This is a genomic window from Duganella margarita (assembly GCF_009857535.1).
Classification (GTDB): Bacteria; Pseudomonadota; Gammaproteobacteria; order Burkholderiales; family Burkholderiaceae_D; genus Rugamonas; species Rugamonas margarita.
This window is the reverse complement of the sequence record NZ_WWCS01000031.1, coordinates 24,926-37,862: the sequence shown is the minus strand read 5'-3', so window position 1 is coordinate 37,862 and position 12,937 is coordinate 24,926. Positions and strand designations below refer to the sequence as shown.

General features: G+C 64.0%; 15 protein-coding genes. 8 read left to right on the top strand and 7 right to left on the bottom strand.

What is annotated here, in order from left to right:
* Both mreC and GTP55_RS27425 read right to left on the bottom strand, forming a co-directional pair.
* Positions 1–1,085, bottom strand: a 1,085-nt coding sequence (gene mreC / locus GTP55_RS27430; protein ID WP_161047955.1) for a rod shape-determining protein MreC, incomplete at its 3' end; no start/stop codon positions are given.
* Between the two features lie 94 nt (positions 1,086–1,179).
* Positions 1,180–2,223, bottom strand: coding sequence for a rod shape-determining protein (locus tag GTP55_RS27425; protein ID WP_072789105.1), 1,044 nt, complete (start codon positions 2,221–2,223; stop codon positions 1,180–1,182).
* A gap of 255 nt (positions 2,224–2,478) precedes the next feature.
* Here GTP55_RS27425 and gatC point away from each other — a divergent pair, with 255 nt between their 5' ends.
* From gatC to GTP55_RS27385, 8 genes are all read left to right on the top strand, one after another.
* A complete protein-coding gene (gene gatC / locus GTP55_RS27420) occupies positions 2,479–2,781 on the top strand; it encodes an Asp-tRNA(Asn)/Glu-tRNA(Gln) amidotransferase subunit GatC (protein WP_161047954.1) in 303 nt (100 codons plus the stop codon).
* A gap of 99 nt (positions 2,782–2,880) precedes the next feature.
* Positions 2,881–4,353, top strand: a complete 1,473-nt coding sequence (gene gatA, locus GTP55_RS27415) for an Asp-tRNA(Asn)/Glu-tRNA(Gln) amidotransferase subunit GatA (RefSeq protein ID WP_161047953.1) — start codon at positions 2,881–2,883, stop codon at positions 4,351–4,353.
* A 93-nt stretch (positions 4,354–4,446) separates the two neighbouring features.
* The gene (gene gatB, locus GTP55_RS27410) at positions 4,447–5,907 is read left to right on the top strand and encodes an Asp-tRNA(Asn)/Glu-tRNA(Gln) amidotransferase subunit GatB (protein ID WP_161047952.1); all 1,461 of its coding nucleotides are present in this window, start codon (positions 4,447–4,449) and stop codon (positions 5,905–5,907) included.
* Positions 5,908–6,016: 109 nt separating this feature from the next.
* Positions 6,017–6,385 carry a hypothetical protein gene (locus tag GTP55_RS27405; RefSeq protein ID WP_161047951.1) on the top strand — a complete coding sequence of 123 codons (369 nt, stop codon included), beginning with the start codon at positions 6,017–6,019 and terminating at the stop codon, positions 6,383–6,385.
* A 178-nt stretch (positions 6,386–6,563) separates the two neighbouring features.
* Positions 6,564–7,019, top strand: coding sequence for a MerR family transcriptional regulator (locus GTP55_RS27400; RefSeq protein WP_161047950.1), 456 nt, complete (start codon positions 6,564–6,566; stop codon positions 7,017–7,019).
* Entirely contained in the window at positions 6,964–7,347 is a 384-nt protein-coding gene (locus GTP55_RS27395; protein ID WP_161047949.1) for a carboxymuconolactone decarboxylase family protein, read from the top strand. The genes GTP55_RS27400 and GTP55_RS27395 overlap by 56 nt, the downstream gene beginning before the upstream one ends.
* A 58-nt stretch (positions 7,348–7,405) precedes the next feature.
* Positions 7,406–7,777: a BlaI/MecI/CopY family transcriptional regulator gene (locus GTP55_RS27390; RefSeq protein WP_161047948.1), complete on the top strand. Its 372-nt coding sequence runs from the start codon at positions 7,406–7,408 to the stop codon at positions 7,775–7,777.
* Positions 7,774–9,030, top strand: coding sequence for a M56 family metallopeptidase (locus tag GTP55_RS27385; protein ID WP_161047947.1), 1,257 nt, complete (start codon positions 7,774–7,776; stop codon positions 9,028–9,030). Before GTP55_RS27390 ends, GTP55_RS27385 begins: the two co-directional genes overlap by 4 nt.
* Positions 9,031–9,032: 2 nt before the next feature.
* Here GTP55_RS27385 and GTP55_RS27380 read toward each other — a convergent pair whose 3' ends face one another.
* The 5 genes from GTP55_RS27380 to GTP55_RS27360 form a co-directional block, all read right to left on the bottom strand.
* Positions 9,033–9,809: a LytR/AlgR family response regulator transcription factor gene (locus tag GTP55_RS27380; protein ID WP_229258191.1), complete on the bottom strand. Its 777-nt coding sequence runs from the start codon at positions 9,807–9,809 to the stop codon at positions 9,033–9,035.
* Complete coding sequence (locus GTP55_RS27375) at positions 9,770–10,825, bottom strand: sensor histidine kinase (RefSeq protein WP_229258190.1); 1,056 nt, start codon at positions 10,823–10,825, stop codon at positions 9,770–9,772. Before GTP55_RS27375 ends, GTP55_RS27380 begins: the two co-directional genes overlap by 40 nt.
* Positions 10,825–11,394: a transcriptional regulator gene (locus GTP55_RS27370; protein WP_161047945.1), complete on the bottom strand. Its 570-nt coding sequence runs from the start codon at positions 11,392–11,394 to the stop codon at positions 10,825–10,827. Before GTP55_RS27370 ends, GTP55_RS27375 begins: the two co-directional genes overlap by 1 nt.
* Complete coding sequence (locus tag GTP55_RS27365) at positions 11,391–11,951, bottom strand: transcriptional regulator (RefSeq protein WP_161047944.1); 561 nt, start codon at positions 11,949–11,951, stop codon at positions 11,391–11,393. The genes GTP55_RS27370 and GTP55_RS27365 overlap by 4 nt, the downstream gene beginning before the upstream one ends.
* Before the next feature lie 118 nt (positions 11,952–12,069).
* Positions 12,070–12,933: an alpha/beta fold hydrolase gene (locus GTP55_RS27360; protein ID WP_371868463.1), complete on the bottom strand. Its 864-nt coding sequence runs from the start codon at positions 12,931–12,933 to the stop codon at positions 12,070–12,072.
* Positions 12,934–12,937: the final 4 nt, after the last annotated feature.

The following is a 12,937-nucleotide window of genomic DNA, read 5'->3' as shown; positions in this document are numbered from 1 at the left end:
TCGGCCGGCGCAGCAGCGGGCGTCGTGCCTGGCGCGGCGGCGGCGTCGGCGGGAGCAGCAGGTTTCGGTGGCGGCGGCATGACCGGGAACAGTCCTGCTGCGCCGTTTGGCGCCGGCGTGGCCGCAGCGGCGCCGGTAGCGCCGGCAGCCGGCTGGCCCTCGCCCTCTTTCGGCGCGTCCTTGATCGGCGCCATCTTGTTATTGTGTTTGCGCGGTGCGCGCTCCGCTTCTTCCGGCGGGCGCGCAGGCATGTCCGGCGTCGACATCAGGATCAGCAGCTGCGTATTATTGGTGATGCCGGCCAGCGGCTGGCAGATCACGCCGCCAAACGAACCGCCGGCGCTGTTTTCCACCTGCGTCACGCGCGCCACCGCCAGCCCGGCCGGATACACACCGTCCAGGCCCGAGGTGACAACCACATCGCCCACCTGAATATCCGCATTCGGCGCGGTAAACCGCAACTCCAGATTGCCCGACTTGCCGCGTCCATAGGCCACGGACCGCAAGCCATTGCGCAGCAGCTGCACCGGAATCGCCTGCTCTTTGTCGGACAGCAGCGTCACTTCGGAAGTGAAAGGGAACACGCGCGTAACCTGCCCGACCACGCCCTGGTTATCGATCACCGGCAGGCCAAGCACCACGTCATGATGGGTACCGCGATCGAGAATGATCTTGCGGCTGTTGGCGTCGCGGGCGTCGTACAGCACCTCGGCCAGTTGCGACTTGACCGGAAGGCGCTCACGCGCGTCCATCAGCTTGCGCAGCTGGGCGTTTTCCGCCGACTGCAGGCGCGCCTGTTGCAAGGCCTGCGAATTGACGATCTGCTGCGTCTTCAATTCGCGTACCTGCTTTTCCAGCGACGACAAGGTAGAGAAATAATCACCGACGCCGTAGATGGCGTCGCGCGGCAGCAAAGCCACCTTCTGCACCGGCGACAGCACCGCGCCGGCATAGTAACGCACCGTTTCCAGACTGCGCATGTGCGAGTCGACCAGCAGCAGTGCAATCGATATGCACGCGAACACCGTCATCTTGACCCGCGCCGAAGCGCCTTGCTTGAAAAGTGGCGGAGGACTGTATTCCATGACTTCCAAATAATCCGGCGCGCGCGCGCCAACGAGACTGTCAACTCACCCTAAAGCACCGGGGCCGCTTGGTGGCGGCCCCGTTTTATTCAGATCATTCGTAGGAGAAGATCGAGCCCAGTTGGTCCATGCGCTCCAGCGCCATGCCCGAACCGCGCACCACGCAGGTCAGCGGATCTTCCGCCACCAGCACCGGCAGGCCGGTTTCTTCCATCAGCAGGCGATCCAGATCGCGCAGCAGCGCGCCGCCACCGGTCAGCATCATGCCTTTTTCGGCGATGTCGGCGCCCAGTTCCGGCGGGGTCTGCTCCAGCGCGTTCTTCACGGCCGACACGATGTTGTTCAGCGGGTCGGTCAGCGCTTCCAGGATCTCGTTGGACGAAATCGTGAACGAACGCGGAATGCCTTCGGACAGGTTACGGCCCTTGACTTCCATTTCCTTGACTTCCGAACCAGGGAAGGCCGAACCGATCGCCTTCTTGATCGCTTCCGCGGTCTGTTCGCCGATCAGCATGCCGTAGTTGCGGCGGATGTAGTTGACGATGGCTTCGTCGAACTTGTCGCCGCCCACGCGCACCGAACCTTTGTAGACCATGCCGCCCAGCGAGATGATGCCCACTTCGGTGGTGCCGCCGCCGATGTCGACCACCATCGAGCCGGTGGCGTCCGAGACTGGCAGGCCGGCGCCGATGGCGGCGGCCATCGGCTCTTCAATCAGGTACACCTGCGAGGCGCCGGCGCCCAGCGCCGATTCGCGGATCGCGCGGCGCTCCACCTGGGTCGAGCCGCACGGCACGCAAATGATGATGCGCGGCGATGGACGGAAGAATTTCGAGTCGTGCACCATGCGGATGAACTGCTTGAGCATCTGTTCGGTGACGGTGAAGTCGGCGATCACGCCGTCTTTCATCGGGCGGATCGCCTCGATGTTGCCAGGCACCTTGCCCAGCATTTGTTTTGCTTCTTTACCAACTGCCTGGATCGTTTTCTTGCCGTTTGGGCCGCCTTCCTGGCGGATGGCGACGACCGAAGGTTCATCCAGGACGATGCCTTGGCCGCGAACGTAGATCAGGGTATTGGCCGTGCCCAAGTCAATGGCCAGGTCGGAGGAAATGTAACGACGTAAAAAACCAAACATTAAAGTGTCCTGTGGCGCTACCGGTGTGCGCGTAATCCGTTGAGTAAAAAATTCTGTCCGAAATGCGGCGGCAGCAATCATTCAGCGCCGACAACGCATCAACCCGCCATTCTACCTTATAATTTGACTGCGATTTATCCAAAATCCACGCAAAAGTGTGGTGCCAGAGACCGCGAATTAGGCGGCATTCGCCGGTGGTTGCTGGTGAATAGGCAGAATTTCAAGTTTTTTATCAATATCACAATTAACCGCGCCATGTCCCTGACCCTATCCGACGTAACCCGCATTGCCAAACTGGCCCAACTTGAGATGAGCGACGCGCAGAGCGCCACCGCGCTGGAGCAGCTGAACGGCATCTTTGCGCTGGCCGAACAGATGCAGGCGGTCGACACCGACGGCGTCGCGCCGCTGAGCCATCCGCTGGCCGCCCACATGAACAACATCGCGCTGCGCCTGCGCGACGACGTCGCCAACGAACCAAATCGCCGCGACGCCTATCAAACTGTCGCGCCCAAGACCCAGGACGGCCTGTACCTGGTGCCGAAAGTGATCGACTAAGTACGTCGTTCCCGCGAAAGCGGGAATCCATGCTGAGCCAGCGTTCTATGGGTCCCCGCTTCCGCGAGGACGACGCTGTAACGAATGAACTGAAACGCCATGCACACCAAAACCATTAAAGAGCTGTCCGCCCTCCTGCAAAGCAAAGCGGTGTCCGCCACCGAAGTGGCCACCCACTTCCTCGACCGCATCGAGCAGAGCGACCTGAACGCCTTCCTGCACGTCGACCGCGCGCTGACCCTGGCGCAAGCGGCCGACGCCGACGCCCGCATTGCCGCCGGCACCGCCACCCCGCTGACCGGCGTGCCGATCGCCCACAAGGATATCTTCGTCACCACCGGCTGGCGCTCGACCGCCGGCTCCAAGATGCTGGCCAATTACGTCAGCCCATTCGACGCCACCGTGGTGGAGAAGTTCCGCGCCGCCGGCATGGTCACGCTGGGCAAGCTGAATTGCGACGAATTCGCCATGGGCTCGGCCAATGAAAACTCGGCCTTCGGCGCGGTGAAAAATCCGTGGGATAAAACTGCCGTGCCGGGCGGCTCGTCGGGCGGTTCGGCCGCCGCCGTGGCCGCGCGACTGGCGCCGGGCGTCACCGGCACCGATACCGGCGGCTCGATCCGCCAGCCGGCCGCCTTCTGCGGCATCACCGGCATCAAGCCGACCTACGGCCGCGTATCGCGCTTCGGCATGATCGCCTTCGCCTCGTCGCTCGACCAGGGCGGCCCGATGGCGCAAACCGCCGAAGACTGCGCGCTGCTGCTGAACGCCATGGCCGGCTTCGACGAACGCGATTCGACCTCGCTGACGCCGGAACTGGGCGGCGTGGACGAAGACTTCACCCGCGAACTGGGTCAGCCGCTGACCGGCCTGCGCATCGGCGTGCCGAAGGAATACTTCGGCGAAGGCCTGGCCAAGGACGTGGAAGACGCCGTGCGCGCCGCGCTGGCCAAGTACGTGGAGCTGGGCGCGACGCTGGTCGACATCTCGCTGCCGAATACCGCGCTGTCGATCCCTGCCTACTACATGATCGCCCCGGCCGAAGCCTCGTCCAACCTGTCGCGCTTTGACGGTGTGCGTTTCGGCCACCGCGCTGACGGCTACAAGGACCTGCAGGACATGTACCGCAAGACCCGCGCCGAAGGCTTTGGCGCCGAGGTCAAACGCCGCATCATGGTCGGCACCTACGTACTGTGCCATGGCTACTACGACGCCTACTACCTGAAGGCGCAAAAAATCCGCCGCCTGATCGCGCAGGATTTCGAGAAGGTGCTGAACGGCCCGGACGCCGTCTGCGACGTCATCATGGGACCCGTGGCGCCAACCGTGGCCTGGGACCTGGGCGACAAGTCGGACGATCCGGTGGCCGCCTACCTGGCCGACATCTACACGCTGTCGACCAGCCTGGCCGGCCTGCCTGGCATGTCGATCCCGGTCGGCTTCGGCGCCAAAGATCGCCCGGTCGGCCTGCAAATCATCGGCAAGCACTTCGGTGAAGCCAAGCTGCTGAACGTGGCGCACGCCTACCAGCAAGCCACCGACTGGCACACCCGCGCTCCGGCCGGCATCTGAGAGAATAACCGTCATTCCCGCGCACGCGGGAATCCATGCTGAGTATGGGTCCCCGCATGCGCGAGGACGACAAGCTAACTAAGCGAGAACACTATGGAATGGGAAGTCGTCATCGGTATTGAGAACCACGTGCAGCTCACTACCGCATCAAAAATCTTCAGCGGCTCGCCGACCACCTTCGGCGCCGAGCCGAACACGCAAGCCAGCCCAGTCGACCTGGCGCTGCCTGGCGTGCTGCCGGTCATGAACAAGCAGGCGGTGGATCGCGCGATCCGCTTCGGCCTGGCGGTTGGCGCCAAGATCGCGCCGGCCTCGATCTTCGCCCGCAAAAACTACTTCTATCCGGACCTGCCGAAGGGCTACCAGATCAGCCAATTCGAAGACCCGGTGGTCATCGGCGGCGCGGTCACTTTTGGCTACGAGAAGGACGGCGAATTTGTCACCAAGACCGTCAACCTGACGCGCGCTCACCTGGAAGAAGACGCCGGCAAATCGCTGCATGAAGACTATGCCGGCATGTCGGGCATCGACTTGAATCGCGCCGGCACGCCGCTGCTGGAAATCGTCTCCGAGCCGGAGATCCGCAGCGCCGCCGAAGCAGTCGCCTACTGCAAGGCGCTGCACTCGCTGGTGATGTGGCTGGGCGTCTGCGACGGTAATATGCAGGAAGGCTCGTTCCGCTGCGACATCAACGTCTCGGTGCGTCCGAAAGGCCAGACTGAATTCGGCACCCGCTGCGAAATCAAGAACCTGAACTCGTTCCGCTTCATCGAAGAAGCCGTGCACGTCGAAGTACGCCGCCAGATCGAACTGATTGAAGACGGCGGCAAAGTGGTGCAAGCCACCCGCCTGTACGATCCGGACCGCAAAGAGACGCGCGAAATGCGCAGCAAGGAAGACGCCCAGGATTACCGCTACTTCCCGGACCCGGACCTGCCGCCGCTGGTCATCTCCAACGCCTGGATCGAGCAGGTCAAAGGCGCGATGCCGGAACTGCCGGCCGCCATGCGCGCGCGCTTCGTCAGCGAATACGCGCTGCCGGAATATGACTCGCTGGTGCTGACGCAATCAAAAGCCATGGCCAATTATTTCGTCGCCGTGGTGGATGCCGCCGGCAGGGACAACGCCAAAGCCGCCGCCAACTGGCTGATGGGCGACGTTGCGTCGACCGTGAACCGCGAAGGCGTGGACATCGCCGATGCACCGGTCAAGCCGGCGCAACTGGCGCTGATGATCAAGCGGATCGCCGACGGCACCATCAACAACAAGACCGCAAAAGAGCTGTTTGGCGATATGTGGGCGGCCAAGTCGGACGACGACAATCTGGTCGACGCGCTGATCGAATCGAAAGGCCTGAAGCAGATCTCCGACACCGGCGCGCTGGAAGCCATCGTCGACGAGGTACTGGCCAACAACGCCAAGTCGGTCGAGCAGTACCGCGCGGGTAAAGAAGCGGCGATCAACGCGCTGATTGGCCAGGCGATGAAAGCGTCGCGCGGCAAGGCCAACCCGGCGCAATTGACCGAACTGCTGAAGGCCAAGCTGGCCGCTTAACGATACGCCTTCAGAAAATCCCCACCAGGTCCCGGCCTCGTGGGGATTTTTTCGTGGATTTACATCGTTGCAGCGACGCGCCGCAATGCGGCAGGCGCATAATGGCAGCATGCGCACTCCCCTACTTCTCTTGCTGATCGCCGGCGCCGCCATGGCCGATCCGGTGGACATCGACAAGCTCAAAAAAGACCTGGGCAAGATCGACCGCGAACTGCGGGATGCACCGGCGGTGCCGGACTTCGGCAACGACAAACCTTTCGGCCGCGTGATCACCGAAATTTCCGACGCCTACATCGGCACCGGCGAAGACTCGCGCGGTGTCTACGAATCGCCGGACGGCACCACCTACTACACCGAAACCATTCGCGGCAAAACCTCATGCTCGATGACTGGCGCCGTCGGCAACCCCGCCGGCAAAAGCGGCGGCGCCAGCAAGATCGACTGTCCTTCTTCGATGGCCAACTTCAAGAAGTATTGATAAAGATCAGCCAGATCCCAGTGCACGCTTGGTAAGGCAGCTTGCCGGGAACAGAATGAGCGGTAGCCCAACAGGAGGCTTTCGTGCTGACGATTTCCGATCTGGAAGAAATATCCGCCGCCCTCCAGCAAACGCTTTCGCTTGACTTGGAGTGCGCTCTAACTTTTAGGATGTCCCCATGGAATCACATCTCAGCATCGACGAAGTTGCCAAACGCACCGGCCTGACAGCCCATACGCTGCGCTATTACGAACGTATCGGCCTGATCGCACCGGTCGCCCGCGCGGCCGGCGGCCAGCGGCGTTACGCAGCTTCCGACATGGACTGGATTGCTTTCCTGCTGCGGTTGCGAACGACGCATATGCCAATTGGCAAAATGCAGACCTTCGCCCATCTCCGCGGCGCCGGGGACGCCACCGTGCCGGCCCGTCGCCAGCTGTTGGAACAGCACCTGACCGAGGTGCTGGCCGACATCGAAGCGATGCGCCAATCTGCGCAAGCCTTGCAGGAAAAGATCGCGCATTACCACAGGCTGGAACAATCCCGGGCGTCGCCTTCACCCTCTGATACTGAAGGAAATGCCGATGAACACCTCCAACCAACGCTACCAGCGCGGCCTCGAAAAACTGCGTGAGATTGACGGCGACGCCGGCCAGCGCGTGATCGACAGCCTGCAAGACATCGCGCCTGATTTCGCCCGCTACCTGATCGAATTCCCGTTTGGCGATATCTACTCCCGCCCCGGACTCGATCTGAAGAGCCGCGAAATCGCCGTGGTCGCCGCACTGACCGCCATGGGCAACGCCACGCCGCAGCTCAAGGTGCACCTGCAGGCGGCGCTGAATGTCGGCGTCAGCCGCGAAGAAATCGTCGAAACCATCATGCAGATGGCGGTCTACGCCGGCTTCCCCGCCGCCCTCAACGGACTGGCGGCGGCGCGCGAGGTGTTTGCCCAAAATTAAAGTATACATTATTGTCTAGAACGGCTAATCTACGATCATCGATTGATCTGGAGAAGCCATGAGCATCCCGAAACCTACCGCCGGCGAACTGGAACTGCTGCAAGCGTTGTGGCCGCTCGGTGCGGCCACTGCCAAGCAGGTGCACGAGGCCATGCTGGCCGACAAGCCGGACCTGGCCTATGGCACCGTGCTGCGCCTGATGCAGATCATGCACACCAAGGGCATCCTGACCCGCGACGAAAGCCAGCGCTCCCATATCTACGCGCCGGCCCAGGCGCAGGACACGCTGCAAAGCAGCCTGCTCAAAGACCTGATGCAAAAAGCCTTCGCCGGCTCGGCCAAGGCGCTGGTGCTCGCTGCACTGCGCAGCGGCATCTCAAAAAAGGAGCGCGACGAGATCGAAAAAATGTTGAAGGACTCGGACAAATGAGCGCCTTCATCCTCGCCCTCGGCCTGACGCTGATGCACTTCCTGTGGCAAGGCCTGCTGATCGGCGGCGCCACCGCCATCGTCCTCACGCTGCTGCGCAACAGCCGCGCCGAACACCGCTACCTGGTGGGCTGCTGCGCGCTGCTGACCTGTCTCGGCTGGCCGGCGCTGGACCTGTGGCAGCGCCTCAGCGGCGACGCCGCGCCGGCCAGCGCCAGCTTCCAGGGCCTGCAATGGGCCACCGGCATCGCCAGCGAAGACACCTGGTTCGACCTGCATACCTCCGTGCGCGGTATCGTCAGCCTGTGGGCGCTGTGCGCCGCCGTGCTGGCGCTGCGCATGGCCACCGGCCTGCTGTGGATCGACCGCGCCAGCCGCCAGCCCGGCAACCATCCGGAGCAGCACCGGTGGGAAGCCGAACTGGCGCGCATGGCGCAGCGCTTCGGCATCCACCGCGCCATCGGCCTGCGTGTGGTCGACACGCTGGCCAGCCCGATCACCGCCGGCTGGTGGCGACCGGTAGTGCTGGTGCCGGCGGCACTCATCAGCGGCATGCCGCCGGACCTGCTGCAAGCCTTGCTGGCGCACGAAATGGCGCACATCAAGCGTCACGATTACCTGATTAACCTGTTGCAGAACGTGATCGAAACGCTGCTGTTCTACCACCCGGCCGTGTGGTGGATTTCACGCAGCATCCGGATCGAACGCGAACTGATTGCAGACGATGTCGCTGCAAGGCAGCTGGGCGAACCGCGGCGCCTGGCCCTTGCCTTATCGGAACTGGAGCGGCTCCGGTTCTCCCATCATCAACTGGCCCAAGCGGCCAATGGAGGAGATTTAGTCATGCGTATTCAACACCTGCTGCGCCCTGCCCCGCAGTCCCTGAACTGGAAAACCGCGCTCGCCATGCTGGGCGTGGCCGTGGCCTGCGTGTCGGTCTATGCGGAAGCCACGGCGGCCGACAAGAGCGCATCGAGCGACCGTTCGGCAATCGTCGATTTTAAGACCTGCGCCAAGCCTGTCTGGCCGGAAGGCGCCGTGGCCGCTCAACATACGGGCACTGTGCAGCTGAACTTCCTGGTCGGCGCCAACGGCAAGGTCAAGGACACCAAGGTGGACCGCTCCAGCGGCCATGCAGATCTGGATGAAGCGGCCCGCGCCGGTATCGCAAAATGCCAGTTCCGCCCGGCGATCAAGGGCGGCAAGGCGATCGAGAAGTGGCAGATGATGCAGTACGTCTGGACGCTGGAGTAAGCTCACATGCCCTTGAACCGGTGCTGAAAGCGCTGGCTCACGGGCAGCCGGGAGGTGTGGCCGCGCAGGTTGAGCCACACTGCGCCATCGGCATCCCGGCTCACCGCTGCAATGCGCTTGACCGCCACCACGAACCCACGGTGAATCTGCCAGAAGCCGGCATCTTCCAGCTGCTCGGCCAACTCCTTGAGCGGCGTGCGCAGGTGCGCTTCCATCTGGTCGGTCACCACGCGCGTGTGCTTGAATTCCGAGCCGAAATAAATCACATCACTTAAATCAATGAAGTGAATGGTGTTACCGACGCTGGCCTGCAACCACGCCGGCGGCGCCTTCTTCGGCGCCAGCTGCTGTACCAGCCGCGCCAGATCTGGCGGCGGTGTGCCGAGCCGCGCGCGCAAGCGCTCGATGGCGCGGGCCAGCCGCACCGCGTCTACCGGCTTGAGCAGGTAATCGACCGCGCCTTCGTCAAACGCCGCCAGCGCATGCTCCTGATAAGCGCTGACAAACACCACATGGATGCGCGAGCCAAACGTGCGCGCCACTTCCAGCCCGCTCAGGCCGGGCATACGGATGTCGAGGAAAGCGATGTCCGGCGCCAGTTCGCGCGCCATGTGCAAGGCTTGCACGCCGTCGTTCGCCACGCCCACCACTTGCGCTTCCGGCCATAGCGCGGCCAGCGTGGCGCGCAATTCGGCCTGCAATAGCGGCTCGTCGTCGGCGATCAGGATGCGCGGCGCCGTCATGCGGCCGCCGGCAGGGTCAGTTCGGCGGCGGTCCATCCGTCCGCGCCCATGCTGAGGCGCAGGCTGGCTGCCGGGCCATACAGCGCTTCCAGCCGCTGGCGCACATTGCGCAAGCCGACACCGCTGCCCAGCACCGCCTGGCCGTTGCCGGCGCCGGCGCCGTTGTCGCGCACGGCGACCGTCACGATGCCCGCCGTGCGCTGCGCCAGCACGGTGACAATGACCGCGCCGGCATACGGTTCGACGCCGTGCTGCACGGCGTTTTCCACCAGCGGCATCAACATCAGCGGCGGCAATGCCAGCTCGCGCACGTCATCGGCGCAATCGATGCGGATGCTCAGGCGCTCGCCGTAGCGGATCGCCATCAGTTCCAGATAGTGGCCAGCCAGTTCGCATTCGCGGCCCAGCGTCGACATCGGGCTGCGCAGGTCCGGCAACGCGCTGCGCAGGTAGGCGATCAGGTGATCCAGCATGTCGACCGCGCGGGCGGGATCATGCCGCACCAGGTAGCGCGTGTTGGCCAGCGTGTTGTACAAAAAGTGCGGTTCGATCTGCGCCTGCAAGGCCTTCAGGTCGGACGCCAGCGCCGCCTGCGACAGCTGGGCAATATGCAAGGTGCGCGCGCGGTGCTGCGCCATCCATAGCGGCAGTACGAAGAGCAGTAGCGCCAGCAGCGCCTCGACCAGCATTACCTGCACCGCATTATGGGCATTGATGCCGACCGCCCCCAGACCGGCTGCGTACAGCGCACCGGCGGCAGCCACTGCGGCTGGCAGCAGCACCAGCAGCCCAGCCCAGACGGCGGCCCAGCTGCGGGCGATGGGCCAGGCGCGTTGCAGCGCCAGCAGCAGCGCGGCAATCGCCGCCAGTGGCAGCAGCAAGGCCGCGAACAAGGCCAACCAGGTGTAGGCATGCAGTGCCAGCCCCGCCACGGCGGCCAGCGCAATCAGCGCAGCGCTGGCCAGCAGCTGGCGCGGCGGGCTGTTGGCCACGCGCTGCACCGCCTGCGGTGCGCCGCCCGGATCGGCACCGATCCATCGACTCAGCGCCATCATAGTGTCGGTTGTTCCGGTAGTTGCGCCGGCGGCACGCGGTCGACTGGCACCTCCTTGCCCACCACGTCGAACGACAATTCGTCTATCCACACCTGGCCATTGCCGGAGTTGATGACGCCAAATGAGATGATGGTGCCGTCTTCCGGCACATCCAGCGTCACACTGCGTACCTGCCAGCGGGTGGTGCCTTTGATCGGTTGATCGACGCTGTTGTAGAAGGCTGCGTTGGGCCGGCCATTGGCCTGAACCTGCATCCACAGGCCGGACCAGTTACTGACGTCGCGCGTCTTGATCATGGCGCGGAAACGCACCCGCTGGCCCAGGTAACGCTGGGCCGAGATGGTTTGCGTCAACGCGGCGAAGCGCTTGTCGTCGCCCTGCACGTAACGCAGGAACTTGGCGCCCTTGCCGCTGGAAGTCTCGACATAGTCGATGCCGGCTTGGTAGGAACTGGCGCGGTCGCCGCTGATGAACCACGGCGCTGGCAGCTTGCCGACCGACTCGGCAGCGGTGACCCACAGGGCGCTGGCCGCCAGCGCGGCCGCGATGACGTGCAACGGTTTCATAGCGTTGGCACCGCCGGCAGCTTGGCGCGCGGCGCCTGCACATCGGCCGGCACGTCCTTGCCTACCGCCTCCAGCGACAGCTGGTCGATCCAGACCTGGCCCTTGCCGCCATCAATGACGCCGAAGTTCAAAGTCTCCGCATCGGCCGGCACGTCCAGCGTCACGCTGCGCAACTGCCAGCCGGTGGTGCCGGTAATCGGCTTGTCCTGGCTGTTGTAGAAAGCCACGCTGTGCTGGCCGTTATCGACACGCATCCACAGGCCAGCCCAATCGCTGACCTCGCGCGTCTTGATCATGGCCTGGAAGCGCACCCGCTGGCCCTTGTAGTTCTTGGCTGAGATCTGCTGCATCAAGGTGCCGAACTTGTTCGCCTCGCCGTCGACGTAGCGGATGTAGCGCGCCGGCTTGCCGCTAACCGTATCCTGGCTGTCTTCGCCGATTTCGTAAGCCTGCGGCGCGCCGCCGGTCAGGAACCATTTGCCGGCTTCGGCGGCGGTGGCAGTGTTGGCGACAGCAGCTGCGGTCAGCAGCAACGCGGCGATGATCGTCTGTTTCATTGTGGGCTCTCCAAGGGCATGACGGATTGTCATGCAGCTACTGTGCCCTGTCCAGTGCCGGCGCGGGGCGGCATGCGACAAGCGCAGCCCCGCGCCGACAAACGCGCCGCCTGCAGGATTAACGTTCGATCCACGCCAGGATGTCGGCGTAGATCTGCTCGCGATTGAGCTCGTTGAAATTTTCGTGGAAGTTGCGCGGGTGGCGCTGATAGGTCAGCAAGTGCGCCGGCACCGATTGCAGCATGGCCTCGGCCGCATCGGCGTCGGCCAGGTGATCGTCGCCGGCCACCACGGCAAACAGTGGCTGCGTCCAGCCCGGCATGCGCGCGGCCAGGCCCTGCTGGGCGGTGGTCAATGCGTTGCCGAAGCGGACCGTGATCTCGGTGGCGCGGATGCCGTCACGCTCGTCGTCGTAATGGCGGGCGGTGATGGCGCTGTCGTGGGTCAGCAAATGGGTCAGCGAGGCCAGCGGCACTTTCATGCGCGGCGCCAGCGCACCCAGCACGCCGGCCAGCGCCAGCAGCAGCGGCGACACCTTGATCGCATTCACGTAATACGGGGAAGACAGGATGACGCCCTTGATCGCAGCGTCGTCACGGAAATGGCCCAGCGCCAGATGGGTGGCGATCAGCGCCCCCATCGAGTGCCCCATCACATAAATCGGCAAGCCCGGATACTGCTGCTTGACCCAGGCCAGGAACAGCACACTATCGTCGAGAAATACCTGGAAGCCGGGGATGTCGACCCGGCGCGCGTCCTGATGGCCGCACAGATCGTAGGCCACGGTGGCGATGCCCTGCTGGCGGAACCAGCGCGCCGGCGTGCAATAGTCGCCGCCGTGCGCCATGCCGCCATGGATCGCCAGGATCACCGCGCGCGCAGGCGACTCGGCCGGCTCCCACACGTGCACCCGGCGCGACTGCCCCTGGGCGGCGCTGAAGTCAGTCAGCCGGTCTTCGGCAAAGCGCATCGCCAGCGTCACGCGG

Coding starts and splice junctions, on each gene's coding strand:
- GTP55_RS27425 (WP_072789105.1), bottom strand. CDS start 2,223: ATGTTTGGTTTTTTACGTCGTTACATTTCCTCCGACCTGGCCATTGAC.
- gatC (WP_161047954.1), top strand. CDS start 2,479: ATGTCCCTGACCCTATCCGACGTAACCCGCATTGCCAAACTGGCCCAA.
- gatA (WP_161047953.1), top strand. CDS start 2,881: ATGCACACCAAAACCATTAAAGAGCTGTCCGCCCTCCTGCAAAGCAAA.
- gatB (WP_161047952.1), top strand. CDS start 4,447: ATGGAATGGGAAGTCGTCATCGGTATTGAGAACCACGTGCAGCTCACT.
- GTP55_RS27405 (WP_161047951.1), top strand. CDS start 6,017: ATGCGCACTCCCCTACTTCTCTTGCTGATCGCCGGCGCCGCCATGGCC.
- GTP55_RS27400 (WP_161047950.1), top strand. CDS start 6,564: ATGGAATCACATCTCAGCATCGACGAAGTTGCCAAACGCACCGGCCTG.
- GTP55_RS27395 (WP_161047949.1), top strand. CDS start 6,964: ATGCCGATGAACACCTCCAACCAACGCTACCAGCGCGGCCTCGAAAAA.
- GTP55_RS27390 (WP_161047948.1), top strand. CDS start 7,406: ATGAGCATCCCGAAACCTACCGCCGGCGAACTGGAACTGCTGCAAGCG.
- GTP55_RS27385 (WP_161047947.1), top strand. CDS start 7,774: ATGAGCGCCTTCATCCTCGCCCTCGGCCTGACGCTGATGCACTTCCTG.
- GTP55_RS27380 (WP_229258191.1), bottom strand. CDS start 9,809: ATGGACCGCCGCCGAACTGACCCTGCCGGCGGCCGCATGACGGCGCCG.
- GTP55_RS27375 (WP_229258190.1), bottom strand. CDS start 10,825: ATGGCGCTGAGTCGATGGATCGGTGCCGATCCGGGCGGCGCACCGCAG.
- GTP55_RS27370 (WP_161047945.1), bottom strand. CDS start 11,394: ATGAAACCGTTGCACGTCATCGCGGCCGCGCTGGCGGCCAGCGCCCTG.
- GTP55_RS27365 (WP_161047944.1), bottom strand. CDS start 11,951: ATGAAACAGACGATCATCGCCGCGTTGCTGCTGACCGCAGCTGCTGTC.